We start from the raw sequence: 14,960 nt of genomic DNA, 5'->3' as shown, positions 1-14,960 counted from the left end.
TTATTTCCTCCCGAATCTTTTAGGTTTTACATACATATTGATAAGAGGAACAACAGCGTTCATAATCAATATTGCGAATGAAATTCCCTCAGGGTAAGCACCGAATGTTCTGATGAGCACTGTGAGAATACCTATACCGCAACCGAATATGATCTGACCTTTTGGAGTCATTGGTGAGGTAACGTAGTCTGTTGCCATGAAGATTGAACCCAGGAGCATACCACCGGTGAGAAGCTGGAATACAGGATCAACGAATCTTGCAGGATTTACAAGCCAGAGAATGCCGGCGAATACAAATACTGAAATCCAGATTGAAAGGGTGATATGAGGTCTGATAACCTTTCTTGCAAGAAGATATACAAAGCCTATGAGCAGTGCTATTGCAGAAATCTCACCTGCCGAACCTACTCTTGCGAAAAGCAGCTGTGACCAGCTCAAGCCAGGATTTGCCTCGAAGATTTCCTGTACTGTAGCTCCGTTCTTGAGAGCTTCCTTTACAAATGCCAGAGGTGTTGCGCCGGATACGGCATCAACGCTTGCGCCGAACCAGCCTTCAGGTGTGGTCCAGGTGGTCATTATTACAGGGAATGAAACGAGAAGGAATACACGGCCTACAAGAGCAGGGTTGAACAGGTTCTGTCCGAGACCGCCGAAAGTCATCTTGGCAATGCCTATTGCCACAACGGCACCTATAACCATGATCCACCAAGGTGCTGCAGGTGGAAGGTTGAGCATAAGGAGTACGGCTGTTACAGTAGCTGACCAGTCACATATTGTACACTCGCCCTTGAGGAGGAACTTCTGAATGAGCCACTCAACAAGCAGGCAGGATACCAATGCAACAACCAGCATCTTAATGGCGCTCAGGCCAAAGAAATATATTGAAACCGCAACGGCAGGGAGCAGCGCAATCACCACGTCCCTCATCAATTTTCTGGTATTAGCCTCTCCGTGAACGTGTGGAGAAGGTGATACAAGCAGTTGTTTCATTATTAATAGTTTTTATTAATAACCCGAATTCTCGGGTTATCCTTATTTTTCACTAATTGTTATTTTTTAGGGCGGCTCTTCATGATCTTCATTACTGTAGCCTTTCCGAGTCTGATATTGTCGAGAAGCGGAATGTATGCCGGACATGTGAATGAGCAGCAACCGCACTCTATACAGTCATAAATCTTGTTGGCTTCGGCGTCATCCCATCTCTTTGCCTTTGCAAGCTTGTTGAGAAGGAATGGCTCAAGACCCATAGGGCATGCTGCAACGCATTTTGCGCATCTGATACAGTTGCTCTCTGGTTTTCTCTTTGTCTGCTCTTCTGTGAGGTAGAGTATTGAAGAGGTACCCTTGAGTGTAGGAGCATCTATATTGTTGATTGCCTTGCCCATCATAGGACCGCCGCTGATGATCTTGGCTGCGTTCTCAGGTATTCCGCCTGAAACTTCCATTATCTTGCTCAGAGGTGTTCCAACTCTGTGTCTGTAGTTCTTCTGCTGTGCAGCGCACTGGCCTGTTACTGTCATGATGCCCTCGAACAGAGGTTTGTTCTTCTGAACGGCCTCGTAAACTGCGAATGCAGTACCAACGTTCTGAACAACGGCACCTGTATCAATAGGAAGGCCCATTGAAGGAACCTGACGTCCAACTACAGCATCAATCAGCTGTTTCTCACCGCCCTGCGGATATTTCTTCTTGAGAGTTACTATCTCTATCTGTGGATATTTGCTGTGGAATCCCTTGAGAATCTCTATGGCTTTAGGTTTGTTCTCCTCAACGCCAACAAAACCCTTTGTAACTCCAAGAGCCCTCATCATGATTGCTGCGCCTATGAGAACCTGCTCAGGGCACTCAACCAGAAGTCTGTAGTCAGATGTAAGATATGGCTCGCACTCAGCTCCGTTGATGATAAGGAACTCCGCCTTCTTTCCTGGAGGAGGGCTGAGTTTCACGCCTGTAGGGAATGTAGCTCCACCAAGACCTACAATACCCATCTCCTTTATCTTGTCAACTATTGCCTTAGGCTCAAGCTTGATTTCGCTTACCACCTCAGCGCTTCTGTCTATGGTTTCAACCCACTCGTCACCTTCAACCTCAATCACAACGGCCTTGCAGAAGTTACCGGCAAGGTCCTTGATTGTTTCAATGCCCTTTACGGTACCTGAAACGGAGGAGTGAACCGGTGCTGAAATGAAACCGGCAGGATTTGCTATAAGCTGACCTACTTTAACTTTATCACCTGCAGCAACTATAGGCTCTGCAGGAGCTCCCAAATGCTGAGACATGGAAATATAAGCCACCTCAGGAACAGGGAACTGTTCAATTGCAGCATCTGCGGAAATCTTGTTGTCTGCAGGATGCACACCACCTATGGAAAATGTCTTCATATTCTTCAGTTTGGGATTAGTTATTTTTTTCTACAGCGATAGGTTCAGCAACTTTCTTTGCTTCTGCAGCAGGTTCAGCCGCCGGAGTCACAGGAGCCTTCGGAGCTGCAGGAGCAGCTGGCCTTGGAGGGAAGTTTACAGCGTGAATTGCGCCAGTAGGGCACTCGGCAACGCATTTTGTACACATCTTGCACTTGGTGTAATCTATGTATGCAACGTTGTTTTCTACTGTGATAGCCTCGAAAGGACAGGTCTTAGCACACTTGCCGCAACCTATGCAGGCAGCCTTGCAGGCCTTTCTTGCAACAGCGCCCTTATCCTTGTTTATACAGCTTACGAAAACTCTTCTGTTCTTGATACCCTTGTTCCTGAGCTCGATAACGCCCTTTGGACAAGCCTTTGCGCAAGCGCCGCAAGCGGTACATTTGTCCTGATCAACAACAGGAAGACCTGTTTGGGGATCCATTGAAATGGCACCGAACTGGCAGGCTTTTGTACAATCGCCACAGCCAAGACAGCCGTAACGGCATCCTGTATCACCAGGATAGAGAGAGTTCATAACAGCGCATGACTTGTAACCATCGTAGGTTGTTGTCTTTGCCCTGTTGGCGCAGGATCCGTTGCAGCGTACCACTGCAACCATAGGAGCCTTCTCAGCCACTTCCAGTCCCATGGCGGCTGCAACCTTCTTCATGGTTTCATTGCCACCTACAGGACAGAACTGAGCATCAAGATTGCCTGCTTTTACGCAAGCCTCGGCAAAAGCCCTGCAGCCTGCGTTGCCGCAACCACCGCAATTGGCACCCGGCATGATTGCCTCAATGGTGTCGATAAGCGGGTTCTCCTCCACTTTGAATTTTTGTGCTACAAAATAAAGCACAACGGCCAGCAACAGACCTAGAAGGCTGAGGCTGACCACAGTGTAGATAATAATAGTACTCATTAAGTTTATATATAAAAAAAATTATTGTTTTGCGCTGATGGTGAATGTCACGTCCTTTGCTATTCTGTTGCGGTAGAAGAATATAATGAAATAATACACTGCAACCGCTCCTATTGAAACAGCTCCGGCGAGCAATTCATTCTCACATATAACGAGCAAAAATAATAAAAAAGTCAATAGGATAATCAGAGGAATGCCGTATGATATCCACACAGCCTTCATTCCAAGGCTCCTTGTGATGTGCAGGTCAACCATCTGCCCAACGGAGAATTCCTCCGGAAAACTGCTGATGACCTCTATTTCCTTGACTTTCATTTCACTGAGGGAGCACATGCCCTTGGCATGGCATTCGGAGCACATTGACTTGCTCACTATGCTCACTCCTATCCTGTTCCCGTCTATTTTCCTGACTATGCCAGGATGAACTATCTCTTCCATTTGTCAACTACTTGATTTTGCTGGACATAGGCCAGGCGAGATTCTTGTATTTCTTAAGTCTGCCATAAACGGTTCCCTTCAAAATCTTTGACTCAAAGAGCAGAGGAATCTTGTTGGAATCGTCGCTCACCCAGAGAGTCATCTCATCGTTTCCGGTGAACACCTCTCCGGCAACGAGCCTTACGTTGAACTTGAGGGCATTGAACTTGCCTATTCCCTTGACTGAAATCTCATCCCTGCCCCTGTATATGAAATACATATTGTATATGGTCCTGTCTATTGCAAAGGCTATGGGATGCTTGACATCAGGTTCCACATTGGTGAAATCAATGCATCTGGCGCTGAAGAACAGGGAAACCAGATCGTAGGTATAGGCATTGCCCTGAAGCAGTGTGTCAGGAGCAGCCTCGCCCATACGTATTGTTTCAGCGTTTATGGAATAATCAGGGTTGAAGGTGTATTTGTTTATCATTGAGTACTTTCCTTCGTGCGATTCCCTATAGAACTTCAGAGGTCGCATCGTGCGCAGGCTCACCGTGGTTTCAAAACGTTCCCTGACCTTGAAGAAAAAGTCGAAGAGCTTTGTTGTGCGTCCGTCAATCACCGCAGAGAAAGTACTATCTGCAAAGCTGGTTGAAATGACACCCTCCCCCACATCGGAGTTGATGCTGCCCCATTGGTAACCCAGAGTGTAAGTGAGCTGCTCGCCGCTCTTGAACGGAAGCCGCCTTTCACGGGCCAGTTTCACGGCATATTCATTACCAATATATACTTCATTGTTCTGTGCAAATACGGAAAATGCTCCCCCAAGAGAGAGAGCAAATATTGCCACGGACAAAAATGCGAATCTTGAATACCTTTTCATAAAAGTGAATTCTCTATTCCCAAGGCGCTTCCAGATCATTGCCAAGATCATCGACCTGGGCATTTGCACGGGATTCCGTAAGCTGCATATAACTTTCAACATTTTCCAGAGCGGCATCGGTGGCGTCAACGAAACGCACTTCGGAGTTCCTGAACTTCATCTCAACCTCGCCCACGGCTCCGTTCCTGTGCTTCGCAATGATAATGTTGGCTATATCCTTCTGTGCAGGGTCTTCAACTCCATAATAACCCGGACGGTGGATGAACATTACTATATCTGCGTCCTGCTCTATGGCTCCGGATTCCCTGAGGTCACTCAATTGAGGTATCTTGGCTCCGCCTCTGGTCTCAACCGCACGGCTCAGCTGTGAAAGAGCTATGATAGGAACCTGAAGGTCCTTTGCTATGGCCTTGAGCGAACGCGAGATGGCTGAAACTTCCTGCTCACGCATTCCCCTCAGCTCAGGAGGTCCTACCATAAGCTGCAGGTAGTCGATTATTATGGCCTTGACGCCATGATTGGCCACCAACTTGCGGGCCTTCGAACGGAACTCGAATATGGAAAGTGATGGAGTGTCATCTATGTACAACGGCGATGATGAAAGTCTTGTAATCCTTTCATTGAGGACATCCCAGTCCTCCATTGACATTTTAACACCGCCCTTGATCTTTTCCGAAACGAGGCCTGTCTCACTTATCATAAGACGTTTCATCAGCTGCTTGCTGCTCATTTCCAGCGAGAAGAACGCTACGGGAGTATGGTATTCAACAGCCATGTTCCTTGCCATTGTAAGCACGAACGCTGTCTTGCCCATTGACGGACGGGCAGCAATGATTACAAGGTCAGAAGGCTGCCATCCAAGTGTATAGGAATCAATGCCAGTGTAGCCGCTTGCCACACCGCTCAGCCCATCGGTCCTGTTCTGAACCTCCTGCAGGTCCTCAATCACCTCATTGATAACATCCTGGGCTACCTGGGTGTCACGCTTCATGTTCTTGTCGGAAAGATTGAAGAGTTTCTGCTGTGTTGTGTTCAGAAGATCGTCAACCGGCATCTCATCATTGAGTGCATCCTTCTGCATACCAATGGAAATGGATATCATCTCCCTCTGTATGAACTTCTGGAGAAGGACCTTGGTATGATAGTCAAGATGAGCCGCAGCGCCAATCTTCAAACTGAGGGAACTCAGGTATGATGCACCGCCAATCTCTTCGAGATCACCCGTCTTTGCAAGTTCGTTGGCTACCGTGTATGTATCAACAGGGTCATGGTTGGCAGCCAGGGATGACATTGCCTTGAATATCTTCCTGTGCGCCTCCTTGTAGAAGCAGTCAGGATTCAGTTCGTCCATCACTTCCGCAATGGCGTCCTGTTCAATAAGTAGCGTGCCAAGGACAGCCTCCTCAATATCCGTTGCCTGAGGGGGCTTTATTCCGGCTTCCAAGCCAAGGATTTCAACTTCCTTCTGCTTTATTGAGCCTCTTGTCCTTGCAGGGGCTGCCTTCTCCATTATTCTTCAGTCTCTTCCTGCTGTGGAACCTCGCCTTCGATTTCAGGCTTTACAAGTATGCGGCCGCAATACTCGCATACGATTATCTTCTTGCTTGCGTTAATGTCAAGAATCTTCTGTGCAGGTATCTTGTTGAAGCAACCGCCGCATGAATCCCTTGATACGGTTACAACTGCAAGATGGTTGTGAGCATTGCTCCTTACCTTGTTGTATGCGTTAAGGGTTCTTGAATCAAGCTTCTCTGCAATTTTCCCGGACTCCTTGAGCAGTCCCTCTTCCTGTATGCGGGTTTCCTCAATGATTGAATCAAGCTCGCCTTTCTTTATCTCAAGATTCTCCTTCTTTGCTGCAATTGTATTTGCAAGCTCCTCGAACTGCTGCTGCTTCTCGTTCAGGGCCAGGGTGCTGTCCGCTATGTTCTTCTCGCTCACCTGCCTGTCAAGGTCCTGATACTCGATCTCCTTTGTGAGTGAATCGTACTCACGGTTGTTCTTTACGTTCTTGCACTGCTGCTCATATTTCTCTATGAGTGACTTTGCATTGATAACGTCCTGCTTCTTCTGTGCAATGTACTCCTTTGTGGAAGCAATGTCCTTTGCAAGATTGGCGCTTCTTGTTTCCATTCCTGCCACCTCATCCTCAAGGTCTGCTACCTCAAGAGGAAGTTCTCCGCGCAAAAGGACCAGTTTGTCTATCCTGGTGTCTGTCTGCTGCAATTTATACAGAAGGCGCAGCTTTTCCTCTATACTTATCTGCGTATCAAGATTCTTTGCAATCTGTAATGACGCAAATGTTTCTCCCTCCACTACAGGAGGCACTACAACATTGGTTTTCTTCTTAATTGTGGCCATATCAATTATCAAGAGTTATTATCGAATTTGAAACTCGCAAATTTATGAAATTTTCCTACTTATCCAAAGAGTTCCTTACATTTAAAAGCATATCCTTCACAGCGGTGAGCCTGCCTATTATCTCAGCGGTGCTATCCACTCCGTCCTTGTTGTTTTTCATCATTGAACGCGCGCCTTCCAGAGTCATACCCTTTTCCTTGACCAGATAATGTATTCTCTTTATTGCATCCAGATCCTTCTGAGTGAACATGCGGTTCTGCTTGAGGTTTCTGGAAGGTTTTATGTACTCCGGGAAGGAATTGGACCAGAACCGTACCAGTGTGGCGCTCTCGCCTATGATTGAGGCCACTTCCGAAATTGTGTAGAAAAGTTTCATATATGCTTTGACTTTACTTAATCCAGTGATTGTCCTGCGTTGGTTGAAATGGATACTGCATTGCGGAACTTGGCAGGCGCGAGGTCCGCAAAGAAATAGTTTACAGGATCCACATAGGCACCTCTGTACATGACTTCATAATGCAGATGCGGTGCAAGCGATATTCCCGTGTTGCCAACCGTTGCAATCACGGTTCCTTTCTTTATGCTCTGCCCCCTTCTGACCTTGATTAATCCCAGATGGCAGTATCTTGTCTTATATCCGTTCAAATGATTGATGACCAGCACGTTTCCATCGCCCTTGCTATTCTGTGCAACCGCATCAACTACGCCTGAGCCCGCTGCAAGCACTTCGGTCCCTCCTGCTGCTATCAGGTCAATGCCATTATGCTTGTTCAGTGTCTTGAAGAAAGGCGTTATCTTCTGGCCATAGCTGGCTCCGAACTGGCTTATGGAATATTTTCTCAATGGCACTATCGATGGTATATAAAGCACATCGCTGCCCAGCTGGTCAAATTCCCCCTCGATTGTTTTTATATACAGCGATATGATTTCAGCGTGCTTCTTCAGTTCCCTGACCCAGTCCGATGTTCTGTGAATGAGTCTGTCTATCTTTCCTGTATCGATATCGCTCTGGAGGAACATTTCCTTGTCGGCAATGGTAAGTGCAGGCGGCTCCGCCTTGAAAATGGTGCGGTAAATGTCCCTGTCCCTGAACTGGAGATATTGCAGACTGCTGTCCAGAACGTTCATTCTCTTTTCAATGGATGCAATCTCCTTTTCCATGAGAGCATTGTCACGCTCAAGGAGCTTTTCCTCCTTTGTGCTGTAAACATTCGAGAAGATAACGTAATACAGAACGGAAAGGGCCAGACTGCAGGCAAACAGTATGAGGCCTGTTTTCAGCAGCCACTTTATTCCGCGGTCCACCTCAACGAAAACGCTGTTTTTCTCATCGTATCTGAACAGTTTCATATCCGCTAAGCTTATTTTTTCACATTGCTTGAAACCGGAGTATCCGAAATGAGTGTCCTGTATTCGGCTCCTTTCATACCTGTATCGAAGTAGTTCAACGGGTTCATCCTGTTTCCCCTGTAAATGACTTCGTAATGAAGATGCGGTCCTGTTGAACGCCCTGTGTTTCCAAGATCGCCTATGTAGTCCCCCCTGCTAACTTTGTCTCCCAGTTTCACATACACTCTGTTCAGGTGCGCATATCTTGTCTTGTAACCGAAGCCGTGATTCACAACTATCTCTATTCCATATCCGTGGAAAACTCTGCCCACCTCGCATACAGTACCATCGCCTGTGGCATGTATGTGCTCTCCCCTGCGGCCTGAGAGGTCAATTCCGGAGTGATAGGTGTAGGCTCTGGTGAAAGGATCCGAGCGGTAACCGAAGCGGCTTACCAACCTTACCCTGTCCATGTTCACGGGAGGAATTGCCGGAACACAGCGAGCCATATCATCGGAACGGATGGCGAAAGCAAGTACCTCGTCGTATGACAAGGTCTGGACGTAAGCCTTCTTGTACAGCATGTCAATGGTACGCTCTATCTGTCTCACATAATCTCCGTCTATGAAAACATCAAGGCTGTCGTATCTCCCCGGGGAAGTTATGGAGGAATTCCTTTCCTGCGCAGGTATCTCCTCCAGACCATAAATAGGTCTGTAAACATTGTTGTCCCTCAGCTGCAGTTCCTGAAGTGCCTCGTCCTTGGAAGCCATTTCCTTTTCAAGAAGCTCGAGCTTTGACTTGAGCGCTATGGACTTGAGCTGCAAATCCAGCGTCTTTGGCAGCGTTCCGCCAAAATAATGCTGGTAAATGAACATATAAACGAAAAAGAGGCACACGCTCACAACAAACATGGCAAAGCCCCCCTGAAGGTATCGCTTTATTGGAAGGCGGTGTACTTCAAAGAGTTTGGTATGCTTGTTATATACATATTTCCTCTTCCAGAACATACTTTAAATGAATCTGAATCTGTCCGGTCCGCGGAAGCCCATCAGGAACTCCTTGATGTTCATTCTGCGCTTGCCTGCCAGTTGAAGCGAATCAATGTAAAGCATTCCGCAGGATGTTGCCACTTTCAAATAAGTCTTGCTATCGGTGAGAATTGTCCCCGGCTCGGCACAGTAGCGGCTCACGGCATCAATACCGTCCGGGCACGAATCACAATGGACCTCGAACAGCTTGACATCAATGCTCTTTTCTTCATTCGCAAGAGTGCTCCAGGCAGCAGGGTATGGCGAGAGACCGCGTACGAAACAGTGCAGTTTCCCGGCAGGCTGCTTCCAGTCCATACGGCAGCTTTCCTTTGTTATTTTAGGAGCCGGTTTCAATACTGTATCATTGTCAACAGTCTGCGCCACAGGCTTCAGAGTGCCTGCTGCCAGACCCTCAACCGTACGGAGCAGAAGGGAGGCACCCATTGTCATCAGGCGGTCGTATAGTTCGCCTATGTTCTCGTTCTCCCTTATAGTTGTCCTTTCCTGAAGGAGAATGCCACCTGTATCAATCTGCTCGTCGAGCATGAAGCTTGTAACACCTGTTTCCTTCTCCCCGTTGATTATGGCCCAGTTTATAGGGGCGGCCCCCCTGTACTGCGGCAGCAGGGAAGCATGCAGGTTGAAAGTTCCCAGTCTTGGCATTTTCCACACTACCGATGGCAGCATCCTGAATGCCACCACCACGAACAGATCCGCATTGATTTCCCTTAGTTGTGCCAGGAAATCCTCGTTGCGGAGCTTGTCCGGCTGAAGCACGGGCAGTCCTCTTTCAAGCGCAAATTTCTTTACTGCGCTTTCATTCATTCTGCAGCCGCGCCCGCTTGGTTTGTCGGGCGCCGTAACAACTGCAGCCACATCATATCCTGCATCAAGCAGGGTTCTCAATGGTTCCACCGCAAATTCCGGTGTTCCCATATAGATTATTCTGAACTTCATTTTCCTATTTTTTCAGCGACTTCTTTCCAAAAGCGCCCTTTCTCAGCAGGCGCACCACCTTGAAATGATTTCTATATCTATCATAAGTGGAAGAAAAACGGGCCGTGAGCCTTGTGAAGAAAATCTTATAAGCATCGGCATGGAAAATTGCCGAATCCTTTATAGCCTTGTATGTCAGGAATGTCCCTATTGGAATGAGGACGAATGATGACATGAACGCACCCATAAAAGGAGTGAGTTCCGCATCGTTCGACAATTTCTTTCCGCTTATGTCAAACACCCAGTAAACCACAAAGAAAAGTATGGATATTATCACTGGCGTTCCAAGACCTCCCTTCCTGATTATGGCTCCCAGCGGCGCACCTACAAAGAAGAACAGCAGGCAGGCCAGCGAGAGGCTGAACTTCCTGTATGATTCAATCTTGGAGCGGCGCAAAGGATATGCAACGTTGAAAAGCTCGCTGTTTATGAAACTGAGATTGCTGGTCTGACTCTCTATGCGCATTCTGGCCTGTTCCAGAGCCTCTTCCTCCTCAGAGGCATTCTTCCAGTGGAAAAGCTGGTCATAGTCAATGCTTCCTTTGTAATCCTTCTGATTTTCCTTTTGATGCTGAAACCTGTATGCCAGTCTTGATGACAGCTGCTCTCTTGCCAGAGAGTTGACCAGAGCACTGTCATATATACGGCCCAGGGAATCCCTGTCCATTCTCAAGGTCTTCAGCGATTTTGTCATTACCTCGCTGTTGTACTTGACATCCTTGGATTTCTTGAAAGCATAGTTCTTCAATGGAATGACAATGTTCTGCATTGTGAAGCTCACCCGCTTGAGAACCAATGAAGTATCCTTATAATTCAGTTCGTTCTGCTCTTCGTAGTTGATACCGTTATACAGCGTGAGAATCATGCTCTCCTTGTTTTCGGCCATTTTCACGCTGCCTGAATCCGCGAGAGTGAGATTGGTGTTGCCTTTATATGAGGAGGAATGGTTATAGAGCATTATTCCATGCATCATATTGTTGTTGTCCCTTTCCTCCACCCTGATGGTATATCCTTCCACCCCTGAATAGAATATTCCGGTTGGAATCTTGATTTCCTCCTTTGTGGAACCTATGTCGTCTCTAAGGGTGTAAATCTTGTTCCAGGCAACGGGTATCAGGTCGTTTGAAATGAAGAAGGCACCTATGCTTATAATGACAGAAGCACATATCAGTGGCATCATTATCCTGCCGAGCGATATTCCCGCCGCCTTCATTGCAAGCAGCTCGTTGTTCTCGCCCATATTGCCCATTGTCATGATTGAGGCAAGAAGGGTTGCCAGAGGCAGTGCCAGCGGAATGAGCGTTGCGCTGCCCCAGCCAATGAACTCGAGCACAATGCCAAGGCTCAGGCCCTTGCCCACCAGTTCGTCTATGTACAGCCACAGGAACTGCATCATAAGGACAAAAATCACTATGAGGAAGGTCATTATCAGAGGCCCCAGGAAGGACTTGAGCATGTATTGGTCGAGTTTCTTCATTTCAAATCTTTTGTTATTCCTTCACGGCTGAATTCACCATTGCCTCAAGGGCCTGTGAAAGGCCTGCTATATTCCTGCCACCTGCGGATGCCAGAGAAGGCTGGCCGCCACCGCCACCGTTTATGAGTTTGGCGGCCTCGCGGACATCCTTGCCCGCATTGAATCCGTTCTTCACAAGGTCATCGGTGTACATGAGGGTGAGGGTTGGCTTGTCTTCGAATGAAGTTGCAGCCGCAAAAATGGTATTGCTTGTCTCGTTCTTGAGCATGAATGCAATGTTCTTAACCATATCAGGCTTCATAGGGCCGTTGAGTGTGATCACATTGTATCCATTTATAGTCCTGGACTTGCTGAGAAGATTGTTCTTTATGCTTACGGCACGCTCCTTGAGCAGTTCCTCAACATTCTTCTTTATAGAATCGTTCTCGGCTATGAGCTTTGTGATGCTCTGAGCCAGATCAGGAGTATTGTTGAACAGGGACTTGAGCGTTGTGAACACATCCTGCATATTGTTGAACATCTCCTCGGCCGCCGCACCTGTGACAGCTTCAATCCTGCGCACGCCGGCGGCAACGGCACTCTCGGAAACAATCTTGAACATTCCTATGTTTCCGGTAGCGGAAGTATGAGTACCGCCGCAGAACTCTATTGAATCACCGAATCTTATGACTCTTACCTTGTCTCCGTATTTCTCGGTGAACAGAGCCATGGCGCCCATCTGTTTTGCCTGCTCGATAGGAACATCCCTCTTTTCATCAAGAGGAGAGTTGGCGCGGATAAGGGAGTTGACCATTTTCTCAACCTTTCTCAAATCCGCATCGGAGATTTTCTCGAAGTGGGAGAAATCGAGTCTGAAATAGCCGTCACATACGAACGAACCCTTCTGCTCTATATGTGTTCCTATGATATTTCTCAATGCATGATGCAGAAGGTGGGTTGCACTGTGGTTGGCTGCAATGGCTGCCCTTCTGTCCTTGTCAACCTCTGCCTTGAAGCACTGCTCAGGAGAAACAGGTATCATCTCGGCAATATGGATCCTGAGTCCGTTCTCCTTGATTGTGTTAACGATAGCAATCCTGTTCCCATCCTCACCTGTGATGGAGCCTGTATCACCCACCTGTCCGCCGCTCTCTGCATAGAACGGAGTCCTGTCGAACACAAGCTGGTAGCTTGTCCTGCCTTTTGCCTTTACGGTCCTGTATTTGAGTATATGTATGCAGTCCTCGCAAAGATTGTCATAGCCAGTGAACTCAGTGTTCACGTATGGTGCTATCTCAACCCAGTCGCCCTCCTCTATCGATGTGGCGTTGCGGCTTCTGTTCTTCTGCTTTGCAAGTTCCTGCTCGAATTCAGGCAGATTCACGGTGAATCCGTTCTCCTTGGCTATCAGCTCGGTGAGATCTATAGGGAAACCGAATGTGTCATAGAGCACAAAGGCGTCCTTTCCGTTGATTTCCTTGTTGCCGCCTGCCTGCCTTGCCTTTTCAATGAGGTCGTCAAGCAGCTTGATTCCTTTGTAGAGTGTTCTGAGGAATGCCTCCTCCTCCTCCTTTATGACCTTCTCCACAAGAGCCTGCTGTGCGGCTATCTCAGGATAAGCGGAACCCATCTGTGCTACAAGTGTAGGTACGAGTCTGTAAAGCATTGGTTCCTTGATTCCGAGGAAGGTATAGTAATATCTCACAGCCCTTCTGAGTATTCTCCTTATGACGTAACCTGCTTTAACGTTGGATGGAAGCTGACCGTCACATATTGAGAAGCTTATTGCACGGATGTGGTCTGAGATAACACGCATTGCTGTGTCTGTCTGCGCATCCTCACCGTATTTCCTGCCGCTCATTGAGCATATTGCAGAAATGAGTGTCTGGAAAACATCGGTGTCATAGTTGCTCTGCTTGCCCTGCAATGCCATGCAAAGGCGTTCGAGACCCATTCCTGTATCAACGTGCTTTGCAGGAAGTGCCTCTAACTGCCCGTTGGCCTTCCTGTTGTACTGCATGAACACCAGGTTCCATATCTCAATTACAAGATGATGGCCTTTGTTAACCATCTCCGCACCTGAAATCTGAGCACGCTCTGCATCGCTTCTGAGGTCTATGTGAATCTCGCTGCAAGGACCGCAAGGGCCTGTATCACCCATCTCCCAGAAATTGTCTTTCTTGTTGCCCTTTATGATATGGTCTGCAGGAAGGAAGCGCAACCAGCTGTTGTAGGCCTCCATATCCATTGACAGACCATCCTTTTCATAACCCTCGAACACCGTGGCATAAAGATGCTCCTTGTTCAGTTTGAAAACCTCGGTGAGAAGTTCCCAGGCCCAGGCTATAGCATCTTCCTTGAAGTAATCCCCAAAACTCCAGTTTCCGAGCATCTCGAACATGGTATGGTGGTATGTGTCCATTCCAACCTCCTCGAGATCGTTGTGCTTTCCGCTTACGCGCAGGCACTTCTGACTGTCGGTGGCACGTTTGCTCATTGGTGAGGCATTACCAAGGAAAATATCCTTGAACTGGTTCATGCCGGCGTTGGTGAACATTAAGGTAGGGTCGTTCTTTACAACCATAGGGGCTGACTTCACGATTGCGTGCCCCTTGGATTCAAAGAATTTCAAGAAAGTTTCTCTTATTTCTGTAGATGTCATATTATTCTAAATTGTTCTGTCAGATTATACAAGGAACATGCCAACCATTGCAGCGCTTACCAGTGCAACCAGAGCTGCAGCCAGCAGGGCGCGCAATCCGTATGAGGATATCATTGACTTCTTGCTCGGAGCCATACCGCCAATGCCTCCTATGAGGATTCCTATCGATGCAAAGTTCGCAAAGCCGCAGAGAACGTATGTTCCCATTATTGCAGATTTTGCAGAAACGAATGCGCCGGACTGGAGCATGTTTGCCAGTGACTGGTAACCAATGAACTCTGTCATTATGAGTTTCTCGCCGAGCAGCTGCCCAACAAGTGGAAGGTCCGCACCGTTTATGCCTGTGAGCCAGATTACAGGATAGAACACGTATGCCAGGATGAACTGCAATGAAATGCCTGTGAACCTTCCGTCAGTTGCACTTGCAATGAGAGAGTTGAGGCCTGTCCAGTTGCCAACCAGTCCGAAAATGTAGTTGAATCCTGCTATGAGCGC

14 protein-coding genes are annotated in these 14,960 nt (G+C 47.7%); all 14 read right to left on the bottom strand.

Going from position 1 to position 14,960, the window contains the following annotated elements; translation table 11 throughout:
* Positions 1-990, bottom strand: a complete 990-nt coding sequence (locus tag AC06L3_RS07855) for an RnfABCDGE type electron transport complex subunit D (protein ID WP_475670067.1) — start codon at positions 988-990, stop codon at positions 1-3.
* A gap of 59 nt (positions 991-1,049) precedes the next feature.
* Positions 1,050-2,381 carry an electron transport complex subunit RsxC gene (rsxC, locus tag AC06L3_RS07850; RefSeq protein WP_475670066.1) on the bottom strand — a complete coding sequence of 444 codons (1,332 nt, stop codon included), beginning with the start codon at positions 2,379-2,381 and terminating at the stop codon, positions 1,050-1,052.
* 16 nt (positions 2,382-2,397) lie between these two features.
* Positions 2,398-3,324 carry a Fe-S cluster domain-containing protein gene (locus tag AC06L3_RS07845; RefSeq protein ID WP_475670065.1) on the bottom strand — a complete coding sequence of 309 codons (927 nt, stop codon included), beginning with the start codon at positions 3,322-3,324 and terminating at the stop codon, positions 2,398-2,400.
* Between the two features lie 21 nt (positions 3,325-3,345).
* Positions 3,346-3,762 (bottom strand): SoxR reducing system RseC family protein, encoded by a 417-nt coding sequence (locus AC06L3_RS07840; protein WP_475670064.1) that lies wholly within the window; start codon positions 3,760-3,762, stop codon positions 3,346-3,348.
* A 7-nt stretch (positions 3,763-3,769) separates the two neighbouring features.
* The gene (locus AC06L3_RS07835) at positions 3,770-4,627 is read right to left on the bottom strand and encodes a DUF3108 domain-containing protein (protein WP_475670063.1); all 858 of its coding nucleotides are present in this window, start codon (positions 4,625-4,627) and stop codon (positions 3,770-3,772) included.
* 13 nt (positions 4,628-4,640) lie between these two features.
* A complete protein-coding gene (gene dnaB, locus AC06L3_RS07830; protein WP_475670062.1) occupies positions 4,641-6,137 on the bottom strand; it encodes a replicative DNA helicase in 1,497 nt (498 codons plus the stop codon).
* Positions 6,137-6,988 (bottom strand): zinc ribbon domain-containing protein, encoded by an 852-nt coding sequence (locus tag AC06L3_RS07825; protein ID WP_475670061.1) that lies wholly within the window; start codon positions 6,986-6,988, stop codon positions 6,137-6,139. The genes dnaB and AC06L3_RS07825 overlap by 1 nt, the downstream gene beginning before the upstream one ends.
* A gap of 55 nt (positions 6,989-7,043) precedes the next feature.
* Positions 7,044-7,364 carry a MerR family transcriptional regulator gene (locus AC06L3_RS07820; RefSeq protein WP_475670060.1) on the bottom strand — a complete coding sequence of 107 codons (321 nt, stop codon included), beginning with the start codon at positions 7,362-7,364 and terminating at the stop codon, positions 7,044-7,046.
* 17 nt (positions 7,365-7,381) lie between these two features.
* Positions 7,382-8,338 carry a M23 family metallopeptidase gene (locus tag AC06L3_RS07815; RefSeq protein WP_475670059.1) on the bottom strand — a complete coding sequence of 319 codons (957 nt, stop codon included), beginning with the start codon at positions 8,336-8,338 and terminating at the stop codon, positions 7,382-7,384.
* An 11-nt stretch (positions 8,339-8,349) separates the two neighbouring features.
* A complete protein-coding gene (locus AC06L3_RS07810) occupies positions 8,350-9,327 on the bottom strand; it encodes a peptidoglycan DD-metalloendopeptidase family protein (RefSeq protein WP_475670058.1) in 978 nt (325 codons plus the stop codon).
* Positions 9,328-9,330: 3 nt separating this feature from the next.
* A complete protein-coding gene (gene fmt / locus AC06L3_RS07805) occupies positions 9,331-10,308 on the bottom strand; it encodes a methionyl-tRNA formyltransferase (RefSeq protein ID WP_475670057.1) in 978 nt (325 codons plus the stop codon).
* 4 nt (positions 10,309-10,312) lie between these two features.
* On the bottom strand, positions 10,313-11,824 hold the full coding sequence (locus AC06L3_RS07800) for an LptF/LptG family permease (protein WP_475670056.1): 1,512 nt from the start codon (positions 11,822-11,824) through the stop codon (positions 10,313-10,315).
* 13 nt (positions 11,825-11,837) lie between these two features.
* The gene (gene alaS / locus AC06L3_RS07795) at positions 11,838-14,465 is read right to left on the bottom strand and encodes an alanine--tRNA ligase (protein WP_475670055.1); all 2,628 of its coding nucleotides are present in this window, start codon (positions 14,463-14,465) and stop codon (positions 11,838-11,840) included.
* Between the two features lie 24 nt (positions 14,466-14,489).
* Positions 14,490-14,960, bottom strand: a 471-nt coding sequence (locus AC06L3_RS07790) for a nucleoside transporter C-terminal domain-containing protein (RefSeq protein ID WP_475670054.1), incomplete at its 5' end; no start/stop codon positions are given.

This window comes from Candidatus Egerieousia sp., assembly GCF_056211015.1.
This window is presented reverse-complemented; position numbering and strand designations above follow the sequence as displayed.

Coding starts and splice junctions, on each gene's coding strand:
- alaS (WP_475670055.1), bottom strand. CDS start 14,465: ATGACATCTACAGAAATAAGAGAAACTTTCTTGAAATTCTTTGAATCC.
- AC06L3_RS07835 (WP_475670063.1), bottom strand. CDS start 4,627: ATGAAAAGGTATTCAAGATTCGCATTTTTGTCCGTGGCAATATTTGCT.
- AC06L3_RS07840 (WP_475670064.1), bottom strand. CDS start 3,762: ATGGAAGAGATAGTTCATCCTGGCATAGTCAGGAAAATAGACGGGAAC.
- AC06L3_RS07815 (WP_475670059.1), bottom strand. CDS start 8,338: ATGAAACTGTTCAGATACGATGAGAAAAACAGCGTTTTCGTTGAGGTG.
- rsxC (WP_475670066.1), bottom strand. CDS start 2,381: ATGAAGACATTTTCCATAGGTGGTGTGCATCCTGCAGACAACAAGATT.
- dnaB (WP_475670062.1), bottom strand. CDS start 6,137: ATGGAGAAGGCAGCCCCTGCAAGGACAAGAGGCTCAATAAAGCAGAAG.
- AC06L3_RS07825 (WP_475670061.1), bottom strand. CDS start 6,988: ATGGCCACAATTAAGAAGAAAACCAATGTTGTAGTGCCTCCTGTAGTG.
- AC06L3_RS07820 (WP_475670060.1), bottom strand. CDS start 7,364: ATGAAACTTTTCTACACAATTTCGGAAGTGGCCTCAATCATAGGCGAG.
- fmt (WP_475670057.1), bottom strand. CDS start 10,308: ATGAAGTTCAGAATAATCTATATGGGAACACCGGAATTTGCGGTGGAA.
- AC06L3_RS07800 (WP_475670056.1), bottom strand. CDS start 11,824: ATGAAGAAACTCGACCAATACATGCTCAAGTCCTTCCTGGGGCCTCTG.
- AC06L3_RS07845 (WP_475670065.1), bottom strand. CDS start 3,324: ATGAGTACTATTATTATCTACACTGTGGTCAGCCTCAGCCTTCTAGGT.
- AC06L3_RS07810 (WP_475670058.1), bottom strand. CDS start 9,327: ATGTTCTGGAAGAGGAAATATGTATATAACAAGCATACCAAACTCTTT.
- AC06L3_RS07855 (WP_475670067.1), bottom strand. CDS start 990: ATGAAACAACTGCTTGTATCACCTTCTCCACACGTTCACGGAGAGGCT.